The 15054-nt window shown below is 41.2% G+C and carries 17 protein-coding genes; 4 read left to right on the plus strand and 13 right to left on the minus strand.

What is annotated here, in order from left to right:
- Positions 1-143: 143 nt before the first annotated feature.
- Complete coding sequence (locus M3226_RS04965) at positions 144-1052, plus strand: nuclease-related domain-containing protein (RefSeq protein ID WP_251563146.1); 909 nt, start codon at positions 144-146, stop codon at positions 1050-1052.
- A 1000-nt stretch (positions 1053-2052) separates the two neighbouring features.
- On the opposite strand, the gene M3226_RS04970 is transcribed toward M3226_RS04965, so the two are convergent.
- The 8 genes from M3226_RS04970 to M3226_RS05005 form a co-directional block, all read right to left on the minus strand.
- Positions 2053-2361: a thioredoxin family protein gene (locus tag M3226_RS04970; protein WP_251563148.1), complete on the minus strand. Its 309-nt coding sequence runs from the start codon at positions 2359-2361 to the stop codon at positions 2053-2055.
- A gap of 6 nt (positions 2362-2367) precedes the next feature.
- Positions 2368-2724, minus strand: coding sequence for a toprim domain-containing protein (locus tag M3226_RS04975; protein WP_098532403.1), 357 nt, complete (start codon positions 2722-2724; stop codon positions 2368-2370).
- 131 nt (positions 2725-2855) lie between these two features.
- Positions 2856-3095, minus strand: a complete 240-nt coding sequence (locus M3226_RS04980; protein WP_251563150.1) for a YusG family protein — start codon at positions 3093-3095, stop codon at positions 2856-2858.
- 110 nt (positions 3096-3205) lie between these two features.
- Complete coding sequence (gene gcvH / locus M3226_RS04985; RefSeq protein WP_251563152.1) at positions 3206-3589, minus strand: glycine cleavage system protein GcvH; 384 nt, start codon at positions 3587-3589, stop codon at positions 3206-3208.
- Between the two features lie 48 nt (positions 3590-3637).
- Positions 3638-3994 carry an arsenate reductase family protein gene (locus M3226_RS04990; protein WP_251563154.1) on the minus strand — a complete coding sequence of 119 codons (357 nt, stop codon included), beginning with the start codon at positions 3992-3994 and terminating at the stop codon, positions 3638-3640.
- 166 nt (positions 3995-4160) lie between these two features.
- A complete protein-coding gene (locus M3226_RS04995) occupies positions 4161-5942 on the minus strand; it encodes an acyl-CoA dehydrogenase family protein (RefSeq protein ID WP_251563156.1) in 1782 nt (593 codons plus the stop codon).
- Between the two features lie 22 nt (positions 5943-5964).
- Entirely contained in the window at positions 5965-7140 is a 1176-nt protein-coding gene (locus M3226_RS05000) for an acetyl-CoA C-acetyltransferase (RefSeq protein ID WP_251563158.1), read from the minus strand.
- A 31-nt stretch (positions 7141-7171) separates the two neighbouring features.
- Complete coding sequence (locus tag M3226_RS05005) at positions 7172-9559, minus strand: 3-hydroxyacyl-CoA dehydrogenase/enoyl-CoA hydratase family protein (RefSeq protein WP_251563160.1); 2388 nt, start codon at positions 9557-9559, stop codon at positions 7172-7174.
- A 206-nt stretch (positions 9560-9765) separates the two neighbouring features.
- On the opposite strand from M3226_RS05005, the gene M3226_RS05010 reads away from it, so the two are divergent.
- Together M3226_RS05010 and M3226_RS05015 are read left to right on the plus strand one after the other, a co-directional pair.
- Positions 9766-9897 (plus strand): YuzL family protein, encoded by a 132-nt coding sequence (locus M3226_RS05010; protein ID WP_098529540.1) that lies wholly within the window; start codon positions 9766-9768, stop codon positions 9895-9897.
- A gap of 267 nt (positions 9898-10164) precedes the next feature.
- Complete coding sequence (locus tag M3226_RS05015; RefSeq protein WP_251563162.1) at positions 10165-10545, plus strand: DUF378 domain-containing protein; 381 nt, start codon at positions 10165-10167, stop codon at positions 10543-10545.
- A gap of 34 nt (positions 10546-10579) precedes the next feature.
- On the opposite strand, the gene M3226_RS05020 is transcribed toward M3226_RS05015, so the two are convergent.
- From M3226_RS05020 to M3226_RS05035, 4 genes are all read right to left on the minus strand, one after another.
- Positions 10580-10828, minus strand: a complete 249-nt coding sequence (locus M3226_RS05020; protein ID WP_251563164.1) for a DUF2573 family protein — start codon at positions 10826-10828, stop codon at positions 10580-10582.
- A gap of 102 nt (positions 10829-10930) precedes the next feature.
- On the minus strand, positions 10931-11137 hold the full coding sequence (locus M3226_RS05025; RefSeq protein ID WP_251563165.1) for a hypothetical protein: 207 nt from the start codon (positions 11135-11137) through the stop codon (positions 10931-10933).
- A gap of 42 nt (positions 11138-11179) precedes the next feature.
- Positions 11180-12349: an FtsW/RodA/SpoVE family cell cycle protein gene (locus M3226_RS05030; RefSeq protein WP_251563167.1), complete on the minus strand. Its 1170-nt coding sequence runs from the start codon at positions 12347-12349 to the stop codon at positions 11180-11182.
- A gap of 90 nt (positions 12350-12439) precedes the next feature.
- Positions 12440-13207: a DUF4931 domain-containing protein gene (locus tag M3226_RS05035; RefSeq protein ID WP_251563169.1), complete on the minus strand. Its 768-nt coding sequence runs from the start codon at positions 13205-13207 to the stop codon at positions 12440-12442.
- Positions 13208-13412: 205 nt separating this feature from the next.
- On the opposite strand from M3226_RS05035, the gene M3226_RS05040 reads away from it, so the two are divergent.
- Positions 13413-14195, plus strand: a complete 783-nt coding sequence (locus M3226_RS05040; RefSeq protein ID WP_251563171.1) for an undecaprenyl-diphosphate phosphatase — start codon at positions 13413-13415, stop codon at positions 14193-14195.
- A 34-nt stretch (positions 14196-14229) separates the two neighbouring features.
- Here the strand turns inward: M3226_RS05040 and M3226_RS05045 are convergent, their stop codons facing one another.
- The gene (locus tag M3226_RS05045; protein ID WP_251563173.1) at positions 14230-14892 is read right to left on the minus strand and encodes an FMN-dependent NADH-azoreductase; all 663 of its coding nucleotides are present in this window, start codon (positions 14890-14892) and stop codon (positions 14230-14232) included.
- Positions 14893-15054: the final 162 nt, after the last annotated feature.

The following is a 15054-nucleotide window of genomic DNA, read 5'->3' on the forward strand; positions in this document are numbered from 1 at the left end:
GCTCGACAATTCTCTGTTGAAATAGGCTATTTAAGCCGATTTCCCGAGAAATATGTCGAGTCTTCGAAAGTGTTAGAAAATAGTCAAATCTTTGACCCGGGATTCTAGGTAAAATGAAGGAGATACTAGAAAGGATGTGGAGTATGATTTTAAAGGATCGCCCTGAACCACTTGAATTAAGAATATTAAAGCTATTAGACGCTAGGACAGAGTTAGAAGAAAAGGAGAAAAAATATCTTCATAGTAAAGCTAAAGGTTATGAGGGTGAAAAAATGTTTGATTTGTTAACGGGGAAGCTTGACCCTCCAAGTTACCTCTTATATGACTTGTTGCTGGAGTCAAACAATAGCAAGTTTCAAATTGATACGTTGATGATTAGACAGGACCCGATTTACCTATTCGAGGTAAAAAATTATGAAGGTGATTTTAATTATGAAAATGGCAGGTTTTATTCTCTCGCTATCAAAAAGGAAATTAAGAATCCTCTGCTACAATTAGAACGGTGTGAATCTCTGCTCAGGCAGCTGCTTCAAAGTCTTGGGTGTCACCTGACTATTGAGGCCTATGTAATTTTTATTAACCCTCAATTCCACTTATATCAATCCCCTTTGAATAAACCCATTATCTATCCAAATCAGCTGCCCGATTTTATGTGTAAATTAAATAGGAAATCGTCTACTTTGAATGGACGCCATAAAAGTCTAGCTGAGCAATTAGTATCTATGCACCAGACGGAGTCCCCCTATGAAAAATACTCAAATTATTCATTTGATAGGTTGAAGAAAGGGATTATTTGTGCGGTGTGTCATTCTTTTAGTGTTTCAAGATATGATAGGCATTTACAATGTGATGTATGTGGTTATTGTGAGGGGATTGATCCGGCGGTATTAAGGGCGGTAGCGGAAATAAAGGTACTTTATCCTAATGAAAAACTAACAACTAACTTAGTTTTTGAATGGTGTAATGGGATTATATCTAAGCAGCCTATCGGAAGGATATTGAGGCAGAATTTTTGCGCTCATGGGAATAGGAAGTATACATTTTATGTTTAATTAATTTTTATGATAATCTCTCTTAAATCTAAGGGAGATTTTTTTATTGCTTGTCTATTGAAGAACATTTAATCGTTCGTATCGACTCTTTGTCACGTTTCCCAGCTGCTTCAGGGGTTATGAACCACTCTTATCTGTCGTAGGCTCCGATTCCCTTTGCCTTCGGGGGTTATGAATCCCTCTTATCTGTCGTAGACCTTGTTTCCCTTTTCCCTCGGGGGTTATGAACCACTCTTATCTGTCGTAGATCTCGATTCCCTTTGCCTTCGGGGGTTATGAACCACTCTTATCTGTCGTAGATCTCGATTCCCTTTGCCTTCGGGGGTTATGAACCACTCTTATCTATCGTAGATCTCGATTCTCTTTGCCTTCGGGGGTTATGAACCACTCTTATCTGTCGTAGATCTCGATTCCCTTTGCCTTCGGGGGTTATGAATCCCTCTTATCTGTTGTAGACCTTAATTCCCTTTTCCTTCGGAGGTTATGAACCACTCTTATCTGTCGAACGCTTCGATTCCCTTTGCCTTCGGGGGTTATGAACCACTCTTATCTGTCGAACGCTTCGATTCCCTTTTCCTTCGGGGGTTATGAACCACTCTTATCTGTCGTAGATCTCGATTCCCTTTGCCTTCAGGGGTTATGAACCCCTCTTATCTGTCGTAGACCTTGTTTCCCTTTTCCTTCAGGGGTTATGAATCCCTCTTATCTGTAGTAGATCTCGATTCCCTTTGCCTTCAGGGGTTATGAACCACTCTTATCTGTCGTAGATCTCGATTCCCTTTGCCTTCAGGGGTTATGAACCACTCTTATCTGTCGTAGATCTCGATTCCCTTTGCCTTCGGGGGTTATGAACCACTCTTATCTATCGTAGATCTCGATTCCCTTTGCCTTCGGGGGTTATGAATCCCTCTTATCTGTCGCAGCCCCTGATTCCTTTTTTCTTCGGGGGGGTATGCCTGCACATCCTCATAGAAAAAGCAGATGCGCTCCACGCATCTGCTTACCCAAGATAAGATTTAATTTTTTCAAGCAAATATGGAACAGAATGAAACGCATAAATCGTTTCCTGGACCTCACCATTATGAATAATTAACAGGCTTGGTACACTCTCAATTGCAAAATCCTTAGCCAAATCCGGATAAAAATTCAGATTCATTTTTCCCATCGTTACCTCTATAAGCTCACCCGTGATTTGAAGCATCCGAGACGCAACCTGACAGGTGCCGCATAGAGGGGTATAGAAATATAACAGACCGATTCCCTCACGGTCGAGGAAATCAGCCAATTCTGTTCGATTCCATTCATTCATCACACATTAACTCATTTCTAAATACTCAGCATGTACATCAATATTTGCCCCTAATAGGACCATTGCCAGGTGGTGTTCAGGCGCCGTCGCTACCTCCCGATACATCCGGTCAATATACAAATGCTCCGCATGGGGAAATTCACGTTTAAATCGTTTTCGAAGCTTCTCACCTGAATCATCTGCATCCACAAGGATATAGACATCCTTATCCTCAAGAAACTCAATCAATTCCTCTAGCTTGGAATGACTGATGGTTCCATTTGTACAGATAATCTCCACAGGTTCCTTCACAATATGCTTAACCTTATTTTTATCGGATTTTCCTTCGACAATAAGAACTTTGTCAACATACGAATCATTCATATCCCATCACCTGTAATATAAAGTTGTTTATGTTAACATATTCTAAAATACTGATTTCGTGTACCATCTTGTTAGTAAGTTAACTATAACATGATTGTCCGCTAAGAAATAGGTATTTGTTTAAAAATATGTTAACACCATCCACCATCATCACAGTCGGTATACTTGGCATTCGGCTGTTCCGTTACGGTAACATGCTGATAAATTTTTTGTTGTTCTGCCTCAAAATGATGATCCAATTCCACTTGAATCTGATCAGAAAGCTTTATTTTACCGATTGATGTATTTTCAAGAAACAGTTCAATTTCGCCATTTTTTAATTTTCCAACCACTCGGTCGGTCACATCAATCTTTTTTTGGTTTAATGTCATTTGCTCCACCCTCTTCATTATGGTTTAGGAATAGTCTGTCCCTGCCCGAATAGAAAAGGAGTGGAAATTTAAGAGAAAAAGCACCCATAAAATAGGTGCTTTGAAACGGATTAATCTTCTTTAATCATTTCCTCATATTGCTCAGCAGTCATTAATTTGTCTAATTCGCCTAAATCGGAAGGCTCGATGACAATCATCCATGCTTTTTCATATGGAGATTCGTTGACAAACTCAGGGCTATCACTTAATTCTTCGTTTATTTCTACAACTTTACCGCTAACAGGGGCATATAACTCAGAAACCGTTTTGACAGATTCAACACTCCCAAATGGTTCGTCAGCTGTAATTTCATCCCCAACTTCTGGAAGTTCTACGAAAACGATATCGCCTAATTCATGCTGTGCAAAGGCAGTAATCCCGACACGGACCTTTTCTCCCTCTACCTTTACCCATTCATGTTCTTCAGAATAACGTAATTCCTTTGGTGTACTCATATGCAAATTCCCTCCTGTTTTATGTAAAAATTCATCTTCATTAAGAAGCTAGAGCCAATTTTTTTCAAACTCTTCTTCTTTAAACCCAACGGTAACGCGTTCGCCGTCCGTCAATATTGGCCTTTTGATTAACATCCCATCAGATGCAAGCAAATCGAGCAATTCGTCCTCAGCAGCGGTCTTCATTTTATCTTTAATCCCTAATTCACGATATTTTAAACCACTTGTATTAAAAAATTTTTTTAGTTCCAAGCCGCTTTTTTGATAAAGCTCCTGCAACTGATCTCGTGACGGGGGATGCTCGACGATATGTACTTCTTCATAGGAAAGATGATGTGCATCCAGCCATTTCTTCGCGTTACGGCATGTACCGCATTTTGGATACCAGTAAAAAGTTAAAGCCAATGGTTTTCACCACCCCACCCTTTTAATTCATAAAAATTTTATCATATGGCCCTCTAAACTCCTAATAGACCGCACCCCAATAGGTAAAATTCGACACCTTTTGTATAATTTCCTTCTTTCTTAAAAAATATAATAGAGCCCCATCAAAATGAAGGGCTCCATAATATTAGACTATATAGCGCTCAGCTTCGATCACTATGTCGGCAGCTTCGCGTTTCTTGGCAATCACATTGATTGGCTGGTGGCGTGTAAACTTGCGCAATGATGTTAACATCATTCGAAGCGTGTCACCTTGTTCAATTGCTACAAGCGATTCTTTTGCAGTTGCTTCAATTTCATTAAAGGCTTCTTGGCAGAAGATTTGAGTATAGAGAAGCTTTTGTTTGCTCTTTTCTAAGCCATCTTGCGCAATTGCTTTTTCAGTACGCAGAATAACTGATTCCATCGCATATACGTTTGAAATGATATCCGCAATATTAGCTAAAATTTCTTGCTCTCTTTCCAATGCCTTACCAAATTTCTGAGCAGCCAAACCAGAAGCTAATAAGGCAATCTTTTTGGCATTTCTCACAAGGTATTTTTCTCGTGCTAATGGCTCATCACCAGGCTCTTCTGGCATTAACATCATTAATTCCTCTTGAAGTGCTAATGCTTTTTGGAAAAGTGGCAGCTCGCCTTTTAATGCCTTTTTCACCAGTGTTCCTGGAACCAGAAGGCGGTTGATTTCATTGGTTCCTTCAAAGATCCGGTTAATGCGGGCATCGCGATAGGCCCTTTCAATTGGATATTCCTGCATGAAGCCATAACCGCCGTGAATTTGGACACCTTCATCGACTACATAGGACAGTACTTCACTTGCGAAGAATTTGTTCACCGAGCATTCGATGGCATACTCGGCAATCGCATTTGCCAGCTTTTTAAGATCCTTAGCATCTTCGGTGGAAAGCTTTCCTTGGTTTTCTTCATATAAACCAATCGTGCGGTAGACGGAGCTTTCAGCCGCATAGATTTTTGAAGCCATTGTCCCAAACTTCTCTTTTGTCAAATTGAACTGAGAAATGGCTGTTTTAAATTGCTTACGGCCATTGGCATATTTGACTGTCATCTCCAATGCCTTTTTCGAACCGCCGACAGCGCCGACTGCCAACTTATAACGGCCGATGTTTAAGATGTTAAAGGCGATAACATGGCCTTTACCGTACTCACCTAACAGATTTTCAACAGGAACGGCTACATCCTCTAAAATCAATGTACGAGTAGAAGAGCTCTTGATGCCCATTTTCTTTTCTTCCGCACCTGTTGATACGCCAGGGAAATCTCTTTCGACAATGAATGCAGTAAAGTGCTCTCCATCAATTTTTGCATATACAACAAATACGTCAGCAAAACCAGCATTGGTGATCCATTGCTTTTCACCGTTTAGGATATAATGAGTACCTGCGGCATTTAATTTCGCTGTAGTTCTAGCGCCTAGAGCATCAGAACCGGAACCAGGCTCTGTTAAGGCATAAGCGGCAATTTTTTCGCCTGATGCCAGCGCAGGTAAATATTTTTTCTTTTGCTCATCATTACCGAACAAAACGATTGGCAGGGATCCAATCCCGACATGCGCACCATAAGAAAGGGAAAATCCGCCGGCACCCGCCATTTTTTCTGTAATTAGCGATGAAGTGATTTTATCTAAGCCTAAGCCTTCAAACTCTTCGGGAACATCAACAGCTAAGAGGCCGAGCTTACCCATTTTCTTTAATAGCTTAACGGTTCGTTCAAATTCATGATTTTCTAAGTGCTCAAGTTGTGGAACAACTTCTTTTTCCACAAAATCGGAAGCTGTCTGTGCTATCATTAAGTGCTCTTCATTAAAATCTTCTGGTGTAAATATATCTTGATAGGATAGATCCTCAACTAAAAAGCTTCCGCCTTTGACAACCTTTTTTGTTTCAGTCATTAAAATTCCTCCTATTCTTTGATTACAATAGTTCAAATACCCCGGCTGCTCCCATTCCGCCGCCAATACACATCGTCACGACACCAAATTGTTCGTTGCGGCGTTTTAACTCGTGGATTAAGGAGAGAGTCAGTTTCGCTCCTGTACAGCCAAGTGGATGTCCAAGGGCAATTGCACCGCCATTTACATTAACAATTTCTTCATTTAGACCAAGCTCCCGAATGACTTGCAATGATTGGGAAGCAAAGGCCTCATTTAATTCAAATAAGTTGATATCCGATAACTCCAAACCTGCGAGCTTAACTGCTTTTGGAATGGCGACAACTGGCCCGACACCCATTATTTCAGGCGGGACGCCTCCGACCGCAAACGAGCGAAATTTCGCTAGCGGTTTTAGGCCAAGTTCTTCTGCCTTCTCACGATCCATTAACATCAAGGCGGCTGCTCCGTCACTCGTTTGCGAAGCATTACCAGCGGTTACAGATCCCGTGACGGAAAAGGCTGGACGAAGCTTAGCAAGAGTCTCTAAGTTTGTATCCGGCCGAACCCCTTCGTCCATTGAAAACTGGATGGTTTTTTCCACAAGCTTATTGTCATTTCCGACAGTACGTATGGTTACATCCACAGGTACGATTTCATCAACGAACTTTCCTTCTGCGATCGCTTTTGCTGCACGTTGATGGCTGCGAACTGCAAATGCATCTTGATCTTCACGGGAAATACCATATTTTTGGGCAACCTGCTCCGCCGTATGACCCATTCCCATATAATATTGCGGTGCCGTTTCTGCCAATTTAATATTTGGACGGACGACATGCCCCATCATCGGAATCATGCTCATCGATTCGGCTCCGCCGGCAATGGCGGTATCGGTATGCCCCAGCATAATTCCTTGTGCCGCATAGGCGATGGCCTGCAAGCCGGAAGAACAGAAACGATTAATCGTGATCGCTGGAACTGTATATGGAAGGCCTGCCAATGCTCCAATATTGCGGGCCATATTGTTTCCTTGCTCCGCTTCTGGCATCGCACAGCCGATAATTAAGTCATCTATGTTTCCTTCGTAGTTTCCGGCACGCTTTAAGGTTTCTTTTACTACTAAAGCTCCTAAGTCATCAGGACGAACATTTGCAAGCGTTCCTTTCTTTGCCTTACCGACCGGTGTCCGTGCCCCGGCTACAATCACTGCTTCTCTCATGCCATCTCCCTCACTTTCTCGTAATCTAGTATTAGTTTCTTAACGGTTTCCCTTTTACCAGCATGTGCTGCATGCGCTGCTGTGATTTTGGCTCGGCAATCAGACTTAGGAAAGCCTCTCTTTCTAAATCTAAGAGGTATTGCTCATCGACTTCTGTTCCAAATGGAACGCGGCCGCCAGCAATGACATAAGCAATCTTCTTGGCAATTTTTAAATCATGCTCCGAGATATAACCGGATAGCCTCATCGCTTCTGCCCCAAGCAATAGGGTTGCATAACCTGTTTCGCCCACGACTGGGACCTTCCGGCGAACTCTTGGTTTATATCCTTTATCATGTAAGGCAAGCACAGCCTGTTTGGCATCATAAATGAGATGATCACTGTTAAAACTAATGCCATCAGAAGAGCTTAAGAAGTTATTTTCTTTTGCTTCTGCTGCAGATGTTGAAACTTTTGCGGTTGCAATGGTTTCAAATACTTTATTGGCGACATTTTGCAAATCAAATGGAACGCCGTTAGGCAGGTTCTCTAAGTGCTTCATGTATAATTCTTTGTTACCGCCTCCGCCTGGAAGCAGGCCGACACCTACCTCGACAAGACCCATGTAGGTTTCGGATGAAGCTTGAATATGGGCTGCAGGCATACAAACCTCGGCACCGCCGCCAAGTGTCATTCCAAATGGAGCGGCCACTACCGGTTTGGAGCTGTATTTCACTTTTAACAGGGCGCTATGAAGGTGGCGGACTATTAGATCTAACTCATAGATATTGTCATCCTGCACTTCCATTAACATCATCGCGAGATTGGCTCCAACGCAGAAGTTTTTCCCCTGGTTGCCGATCACAAGACCTTTATAATTTTTCTCGACTTCATCGACGGCATAATTGATCATTTGAACGATATCTGGACCAATCGCATTGTTCGGCGAGTGGAACTCCAATAAAGCAACTCCTTCACCAATATCAATTAAACTTGCACCACTGTTTTTCTTAATGACGCCTTTTTGTTTCTTTATTTTCTTGAGGTCAATCGCCTTTGGATTTGTTTCCACGAGTCGATATTGACCGTTATGATAATAAAACCTCTCACCATTTTCTTCTAAGTAGAAAGAGGTATGACCTTTTTCAAGCATGTCGGTGACCCAAACAGGTACTTCAACGCCTGCTTCTTCTAGCTTTTGTACAGATTTTTCCACACCGATCGCATCCCAGGCTTCAAATGGCCCCATATCCCAGCCGAAGCCCCATTTCATTGCCCGGTCGATGGCCACAATATCATCTGCAATCACACCTAACAGCTGCGCAGAGTATACGAAGGATTCCGTGAATGTATTCCATAAGAATTGGCCAGCTTTGTCATTTGCATATACAAGCGCTTTCAATTTGTTCGCTATACCCTTTTCCTGCTTCGCTAATTCAACCGCTGGTGTTGATAATTTTTTACGCGGTCCGTATTCGAATGTATTGGGATCCAGCTCAAGTATTTCTTTACCTTTTTTCAAAAAGAATCCTTGACCCGACTTACTGCCAAGCCAGCCTTTTTCAACCATCGATTTAAGGAAGGCCGGGATTTCAAAGACTTCTTTTTCTTTGCCATCCACTTGTTCATAAACATTACCAGCCACATGATAAAAAGTGTCCAATCCGACGACATCAAGGGTACGGAAGGTGGCACTTTTAGCTCGGCCGATTAATGGACCAGTGATCGAATCTACTTCACCGACACTTAGTCCAGCCTTTAACATTTCCCTGACGGTGACAAGGAGCCCATAAGTGCCGATCCGGTTAGCGATAAAGTTTGGGGTGTCCTTAGCGATTACAACACCTTTCCCTAATATATCTTCACTAAATGTTTTCATGAATGAAAGTACTTCTGGCGACGTATATTGAGTTGGGATGACTTCGAGTAATTTTAAATAACGCGGCGGATTAAAAAAGTGTGTTCCTAGAAAATGCCTTTTAAAATCATCGGAACGTCCTTCCACCATCGCTTCGACAGAAATTCCAGAGGTATTCGAGCTGACAATGCTGCCAGGTTTGCGGTATCGGTCGACTTTTTCAAAAACCTGCTTCTTTACGCTGAGGTTTTCGACGACCACTTCGATGACCCAGTCAACATCTTTCAGTTTCACCAGATCATCTTCGAGGTTACCTGCTTCAATGAGGGCGAGATTCCTTTTAGAGGTAAGTGGTGCAGGCTTTTGCTTTAATAGTTTTTGGATATTCTGTGTGCTGATGCGATTACGAACCGGTTTATCAGCTAAGGTAAGTCCTTTGGCTTCTTCTTCTTTCGTTAAATCCCTTGGCACAATATCCAGTAATAGTGTTGGGATCCCGATATTTGCTAAGTGGGCCGCGATTCCCGAGCCCATAACTCCCGATCCAAGGACAGCTGCTTTTTTAATCAATTGGTTCAACATTGTCTCCCCCTTCAACTTTGAATGAACACTCATTCATTTTTATAGCAAAAAAAATTTACTTATAAATGAGTCCTGCTACTATTTAATATAAAATATTTTGAAAATTTGTGCAATCAATAAACGCGGATTTTTAAATTTTTTTTGAACACAAATTTCCAGCATCATATTTTGGCTCGGATGGGCATTCTATTATTGAGGTGATATTTATGGCGAGAGTTAAAAAGAATCCTTCCAAAGCGGCTGTAAGTGCTGCCAGTGTAAAAGGCAATGCCGGCCCAGGAAATGAAGAACAAAACACTGACAAACAAAACAGCCAGAATAGTCAATTTAAAAGATAAGCGGAAGCGCCTTGAACAGGGGCGACTGGCATAGGACGAAGGCATAAGCCACCCCCTGTAAGCCTTCTTCAGGGGGTGGCTTATGACCCCGAGCCCCTAGGCGCTGGGAGCTGGACCATTCTCAAAGTTTATTCTTTAATCTTTGTTGTCTTTTTAAAACGGGCTGAGTTTTCAGCCTGTTATTCGTTTTTTTATATTGTATGATTTTAGTGGATTTGACACATGATAAAAGCGATATTTTCATTTAGTTTCAGGAGGTGAGAATGCATGAAGACATTATCAAGAATTGCCTTGCTTTTAGTCATTATTGGGGCGATTAACTGGGGACTAATAGGTTTCTTTCAATTTGATTTAGTTGCCGCCCTTTTTGGCGGACAAGATTCAGCGTTATCAAGAATTATTTATAGCCTTGTTGGGTTAAGTGGATTAGCTTGCTTGCCTCTTCTATTTGCTCCAATTGGCGAGAGCCAGCAAAGCCAGAACCAGGCTGATAGTAACCGTCAAAACACTGGTCAGCCTAGTTATGCAACAGAGTTTGGCGCAGAAAATGATATGACAGATATTAATAACCGAGCAAAACAATCGGACAATCAATCAACTCAGACCTACAAACCTAGTCAGAACAACCAATCTGATGATCAAATGTAAGAAAACGGCCATGTTCATACATGGCCGTTTCCTTTTAATTCTTGCTATTCCGATGCTGCTCGTTCAGCTCTTTAATTTCATGAATAATTAGTTTCATTTCCTTTTTGGCATCGGGATACAGTCCGTTCCAGTGCTTAGCTAAGGCTGGCATGGACTTGGCAATGTGGGTGTATAAAGCCCAAGCCTTGACCTTTTCTTTTGTATCTTCACTGCTTTCTCCAACAAGGAGCTCACTATATTTATCGAGCAGCGCTTCGAACTGAGCAGTAAATTCCTTCTCCATTTTGTCACCTTCCGTTCTTTCTATTTATGTATGTGAGAGTTTTTACCGTTTGGCTGCAGCTGGTGCGAAAAACGCTGTGACTTCTGTTTCATTCTACCATATTTATAAATATCCTAACTCTTTGTAAATATTAATAGATTGAGTTCCGAACAAATGACCTTCTGCTTTAAGAGAATAGATACTAATATAGGATTCCTCGAATTTCATTTGGAATTCCGCTCGTTTTTGAATTATTCCGCCTATTTTTGAATTATTCCCGCCCTTTGTTCCGGTTTTTCCGCGCAAATTTGGAATAATTCCGCATTCCACTTTTCCGGCCAACTAAAAAAAGAGCGAACCAATGCCGCTCTTTTATGCCGTCGTAGAAAACATGTACTTTTTATAATGATAGCGTATCGAAAAGATTAATCCCAATCCCATCATGTTCCCCATTAAGGCACTTCCCCCGTAGCTGATAAATGGCAGCGGGATTCCGGTAATTGGCAGTACGCCAATGGTCATGCCAATGTTTTGGAACACGTGGAACGTAATCATACTGATCACACCCACACAAATATACGTATAAAAATTATTCTTTGTTTCCATACCAACCTTCGTAATATGGTAAATCAATAAGAAAAACAAACTAATTAACACACTTGAGCCAATAAAACCATACTCCTCACCAACGACGCTAAAGATAAAGTCCGTTTGGCTTTCAGGCAGATAAACTTCCCGATTGCCAAAGCCCTTACCGCCAGTTTGACCTGAGCCGATCGCAAGCAAGGATTTCGTTAGCTGGTATGCATCGGTACCCTCGTAGCTATAAGGGTCAAGCCAAGAGTATATACGGCGAAGCTGGTATTCACCAACCCCCAGATACTTTTCCAACACATCCGGGCTCCAAAGAACAAAATAAAATATCGTACCAATTAAGATAATTCCGAACGAAAATATCGGCACTAACAATTTCCACGAAATCCCGGAAATAAAAATCATTCCAAGTAAAATGGCCAAGAAAACAAGCGAAGTTCCCAAGTCTTGCTTGATGATCATTCCCAAAGGAACCATCGTGACAATGCCCATTTTAATTAAAAGCCACAAATCCGTTTGCAGTGTTTTGACCGGATTTTTTAAATGGTGTTGATCAACCACACGTGAAAGACCCAGAATAATAAAAATTTTAACAAATTCAGAAGGCTGGATCGAGCCAATCCCTGGGAGCACAAACCAGTTTTTTGCTCCATTAATGACCGGAGCAATACTTGCTGGTGCAATAATTAAAAAACCTAGTAAAAAGACGCCAAACCCGTATGCGTACCAGGTTAACTTTTTCAATTGGTCTGAATCCAGGGTCATAACCATTGTAATAATACCAGCCCCGACAACATACCATACGATTTGCTTGATTAAGAAGTTCTCCTTATACTGTCCGCTAGCTTGCGCACTATAAATCGCTAAACAGCTCGCTAGAAAAAGTAAGATTAATATAAACACAAGGCTGTAATCAAGTTTTGAAGTTGTATTGCTATTTGAAGTCATATTCGTTCCACCTTACCAAAAACTTGTCCATTCCTCCATTATATTTTGAAAAACAACAAATCTCAACTTATAACCGGCTGCTGGTTTTATTTACATGATGGAAAAATAAATCCTTCTTACCTCTTCTGCCATCCATTCCAGATTATTCGGGACCTGAGGTATTCCGTAGCCAATATAAAGGGGAGTGGTTACAAAACGGGAGACGATTTTTGCATAAATCTTATGATCTAAATGATTAAAAAAGACATTATAGCTTGTAGCCTTAAAAGGAAAATGATTCAGGATATAGTCAACGGCCTTTTGAATATACTCCGCAAACTCTTGCCTGTAAACGGTATCCTCCATTTCAACATTAAATTCATAAAAGCCCACGCGCGGCTTCGTTGACAAAGTAAACCGGACACCATTTCGCTCAGCAATAACGAGACCCTCGAACATGTCATGTGATGCCTTTTCTCGATAATCAATATCATGTAAACCGACAATCTGCATATGTGGATGAGCAATCGTCCCTCCCGACAGCGGGCCATGATTTTTAAAAAAAATAACCGATCGGTACTGGCCCGTTTCCTCCATTTCAAACCAATGTTTAAGTCCGAAACGAATCAAGCGATGGAGATGCTCTTTTGAATAGGTCGATAAATCGCCATGGCAATCGTCTGTTTCAATTAATACGGTTTGATAAGCATTTTCTAGGACTGGATATTTATTTTTCAAAAGAATGATTGGACCATCCACCGCAATGAGGTCTGTCAACTGGTCTCTTTCGCAAAAAGGACAAGCCTGTTCTTTGTTTCGAATATTTTCTGGCTTCTTGACTCCGATAGACGTATTAAAATGAAGATGAGAATTTTCCAAGACGCGTGCTCCTCTCAGGCAGGTATATACCTATTTTATGGGAGAAGACTGTTGGTTTGCACTTATTTTGATTCCATCCACAGACTTTTTCATTGACCAGCTTTCCCATATCCGCCTAAATCAGATAAGGATTTCATGAAATAGAATTTTCTGCATATCTTTTAAATGTACAGGCTTAGATTATTTTTAGAATGAGAGGGAGCGTATGTTAACAAAACTCGAAGCATTAATCCTTGGGATTATTCAAGGTTTAACGGAATTTTTGCCCATCAGCAGTACCGGACATCTTTACTTAGGGAGAAACTTATTTGGGCTTCAAGAAGCGGGACTGCTGCTTGACACCATGCTGCATGTCGGGACATTATTAGCTGTTTTTGTTTTTTATAAGGACGAATTTATAAAGATACTCAAAAGGCCGTTTAGCAAACTAACCTTTCTATTAATTGTCGGGACTATTCCTGCTGTCGTATTTGGTCTTGCTTTTAAAGATTATATTGATGACATTTCGAAAACAGGTGTGACGATTGGCTGGGAGTTTTTAATTACGGGGTTCTTCCTGTGGCTAGCCGATTCAGCGAAAAATGGTTATAAGAAAATGGACGATATCAATTATAAGGACGCCTTCATCATTGGCACCTTTCAGGCAGTTGCGATCATGCCAGCAATTTCTCGTTCCGGCATGACAATTGTAGCAGCACTATGGCGAAAATTAGACCGGGAAACAGCTGCTTACTTTTCATTTCTATTATCAACTCCAGCGATTGCCGGTGCGATTGTTTTACAGACAAAGGATTTATTAGAAGGACAAGGCGAAGCGATTTCTTTATCTGCCTTACTTGTTGGTATTGCTGCCTCTGCCCTTTTCGGTTATGTAGCAGTACGATGGATGATCGGCTATTTAAAAAATCATTCCTTAAAGCCATTTGCGATTTATGTTTGGGCATTGGGAATCCTTGTTCTATTCTTTCAATTCACGGGTAGATTCTAAAAAAATGCGACTCATCAGTGAGTCGCATTTTATATTATATAGTAACCGATTCCTTGGCCATTTGTCTCGCTGCTTCGGCTGCCTGTTCTTTTGCTTTGGACATAATTTCTGGAATTTGTTTTGGAAAATGATCCATTCCTTCCGCAATCACGGTCTCCAAGCTCTCGAAACCAAGGAAATCAAATACCTTGCGTAAATAGCGGTCGCCAAACTCAAAGTCAACCATTGGCCCTGAAGAATAGATGCCTCCGCGAGTTTGGATATGAATCGCTTTTCTGCCAGTTAACAATCCTTTAGGACCTTCAGGGGTATTCGTAAAGGTCTTTTCCACAATAAATAAATTATCAATAAATTTTTTCAAAATAGACGGAGCGCCAAGATTCCAAATCGGTGTTACAAATACATAATAATCAGCGGCAATGAAACGGTCGGCAAGTTCGTGCATTTTTTCAAGTTTGGTCCGCTCTGCTTCTGATAATTGCTCTTTTGTATAGCCCATGAATGATAGTTTAGCCCGTGCGTATAAAAGATCCATGTCAATATCAGGGATGTCCATATCATATAAGTGCCAGCGTTCAATTTCCACATCCGGCTGGGCAGCCTTAAACTCCTCTAAAAATACTCCCCCGATTTGCATCCCTTTTGATAATTTAATATCATTTTTAGGGTTTGCTGTAATATACAAAAGTTTTGACATTTACATCCCTTCCCTTAGCCCATAAATTTTCCTACTATTACAATACTACAACAAAACATCTTGCTCACGAATGAACAAAAAGTGAAGTTTGTGACGAAAAGATGAAATATGAAATGCGAAAGCGCCTTGATCAGGCGCTGCAGCTAGACATTTATCGATTTT

It is taken from the genome of Neobacillus cucumis (assembly GCF_023715505.1).

What these genes read in the sequence shown, in the direction of transcription:
- M3226_RS04995 (WP_251563156.1), bottom strand. Translation starts at nt 5,942, where the DNA reads ATGACTGAAACAAAAAAGGTTGTCAAAGGCGGAAGCTTTTTAGTTGAG.
- gcvH (WP_251563152.1), bottom strand. Translation starts at nt 3,589, where the DNA reads ATGAGTACACCAAAGGAATTACGTTATTCTGAAGAACATGAATGGGTA.
- M3226_RS05005 (WP_251563160.1), bottom strand. Translation starts at nt 9,559, where the DNA reads ATGTTGAACCAATTGATTAAAAAAGCAGCTGTCCTTGGATCGGGAGTT.
- M3226_RS04975 (WP_098532403.1), bottom strand. Translation starts at nt 2,724, where the DNA reads ATGAATGATTCGTATGTTGACAAAGTTCTTATTGTCGAAGGAAAATCC.
- M3226_RS05030 (WP_251563167.1), bottom strand. Translation starts at nt 12,349, where the DNA reads ATGACTTCAAATAGCAATACAACTTCAAAACTTGATTACAGCCTTGTG.
- M3226_RS05040 (WP_251563171.1), top strand. Translation starts at nt 13,413, where the DNA reads ATGTTAACAAAACTCGAAGCATTAATCCTTGGGATTATTCAAGGTTTA.
- M3226_RS05000 (WP_251563158.1), bottom strand. Translation starts at nt 7,140, where the DNA reads ATGAGAGAAGCAGTGATTGTAGCCGGGGCACGGACACCGGTCGGTAAG.
- M3226_RS04970 (WP_251563148.1), bottom strand. Translation starts at nt 2,361, where the DNA reads ATGAATGAATGGAATCGAACAGAATTGGCTGATTTCCTCGACCGTGAG.
- M3226_RS05010 (WP_098529540.1), top strand. Translation starts at nt 9,766, where the DNA reads ATGGCGAGAGTTAAAAAGAATCCTTCCAAAGCGGCTGTAAGTGCTGCC.
- M3226_RS05020 (WP_251563164.1), bottom strand. Translation starts at nt 10,828, where the DNA reads ATGGAGAAGGAATTTACTGCTCAGTTCGAAGCGCTGCTCGATAAATAT.
- M3226_RS04965 (WP_251563146.1), top strand. Translation starts at nt 144, where the DNA reads ATGATTTTAAAGGATCGCCCTGAACCACTTGAATTAAGAATATTAAAG.
- M3226_RS05015 (WP_251563162.1), top strand. Translation starts at nt 10,165, where the DNA reads ATGAAGACATTATCAAGAATTGCCTTGCTTTTAGTCATTATTGGGGCG.
- M3226_RS05045 (WP_251563173.1), bottom strand. Translation starts at nt 14,892, where the DNA reads ATGTCAAAACTTTTGTATATTACAGCAAACCCTAAAAATGATATTAAA.
- M3226_RS04980 (WP_251563150.1), bottom strand. Translation starts at nt 3,095, where the DNA reads ATGACATTAAACCAAAAAAAGATTGATGTGACCGACCGAGTGGTTGGA.